This is a genomic window from Fusicatenibacter saccharivorans (assembly GCF_015557635.1).
Lineage (GTDB): Bacteria > Bacillota > Clostridia > Lachnospirales > Lachnospiraceae > Fusicatenibacter > Fusicatenibacter saccharivorans.
Window position 1 is genome coordinate 1 of sequence record NZ_JADNOP010000045.1, and the last position, 1,654, is coordinate 1,654.

The following is a 1,654-nucleotide window of genomic DNA, read 5'->3' on the forward strand; positions in this document are numbered from 1 at the left end:
GCGCGTCGCATTCTCGTTACTTTAGCCTGCAAATAAAAAGTCAATACTAAAATTGAAGAAAGTTAAAAAACTTTACAGGTTAAAAATTAGGCATTAAAATAAGGCCACCACAACCAGTGCTGGTCTGAAAGTAAAAGTTTTGAATTAGCTTGGATCAGGAAGAACAGAAAGATATTCTTTCACTCGTCCATAGTATATTCTGAGAAATTTATTAGCACCTGCAGTCATATAAACATAGTAAGGCTTACCCTGGGTGCGTTTTCTGTCCATGAATTGATATACAGGATCATCCTGAGGCATGGTTTTGATAAGAACATCCATTACTTGAAAAAGAGTCTTTCTTAAATTTGAAGATCCACGTTTGGATGTTGGGACGCTTTTTTGGGCATAGGAACCAGATTCGTTTACCCCAGGATCAACTCCGGCGAATGCAGTAAGGGCTCCTTTATGCGTGAATCTGGTTACATCACCGATCTCAGCCATAAGCTGTGGACCGAGAGATGGACCAATCCCTTTAAACTGCATGACAATTGAGTATTCAGGAAGCTTTGAGGCAGTCTCGTTCATGAGAGTGCGTATTGTTTCGACAGTAACGGAAGTACTGTTGAGCTGATCGACAGCTTGTCTGATGATATGTTTGGTTATTTCATTCTTAGGAAATACTGGAACAAGTTCCTTTGTTTTGGTGTAAATTTCTTCCGCTTTTGATTTATTGAAGGCATATTTTTTGCGCTTGCACCAGTTCTGATAATGTTCAACAAAAGCGTTTAGAGACATTTTACGAATGCAATCTACATGCCAGTATGTAGAGACAAAATCAACCCATTTCTGGGAACCATCACTGCGGGTGGGACTATTGAAATAAGTATTTGCATTTGGATAGGTCTGGTCAATGAGGCCAATAAGATTATTTTTCATAGCCGTTTTTTGTTTCACATAGAAATGGAACTGACGATTCATGACCTTTAGCTGAGCGCGTAATTCATCTGTAATACTATACGGTTCAAGACTTTGCCATTTGTCAAGAGCGTAGCGGGCAATCTTGACAGAATCAGCTTTGTCGGACTTGATTTTGCGAAGAGAATCGTTATTAAAATCTTTGACCAACTTGGGATTAACAGCACTGACAAAGAGATCTGCTGCTGAAAGCTGGTGAGCAAGTGCTTCGTAGTAGCGGCCGGTATGTTCCATTACAACCCGGGATTCACCTTCGATAGAATGAATAAGTTTAATAAGTGAATGGATATCACTGGATGTGTGCTTAATCTCAAAAGGAGAGGATACAATCTCCCCAAATGGTCTCAGAATTGTAACCATACTTTTACCTTTTGAAACATCGATACCTACTGCGTTCATAAATTTATCACTCCTTAAAAAATATTACAATGGATAAATACCAGTTTTACTCATTACCTGTTCAAACTACTGTGTGTGACACGAATGCACCTAATGTGATTCAACCTGCATAAAACGAACACTGTGAATGAGGAGCCGGTTATCAGTCTAAAGTACGGACGCGAGGTCCAAGTGATGAAGTCGATATACCATTGCATCCTACATTCTAACAGTTTAAGTAATGAGATGGATAAATCCTTACTGGAAGTAAGGGGATTACCCATAAATATATTGTAGTAGTGATGAGTTAGACGCGCAA

General features: G+C 39.2%; 1 protein-coding gene. It reads right to left on the reverse strand.

What is annotated here, in order from left to right; translation table 11 throughout:
* Positions 1–144 precede the first annotated feature (144 nt).
* A complete protein-coding gene (locus I2G42_RS16175; RefSeq protein ID WP_055218916.1) occupies positions 145–1,356 on the reverse strand; it encodes an IS110 family RNA-guided transposase in 1,212 nt (403 codons plus the stop codon).
* Between the last annotated feature and the right edge of the window lie 298 nt (positions 1,357–1,654).

What these genes read in the sequence shown, in the direction of transcription:
- I2G42_RS16175 (WP_055218916.1), bottom strand. Translation starts at nt 1,356, where the DNA reads ATGAACGCAGTAGGTATCGATGTTTCAAAAGGTAAAAGTATGGTTACA.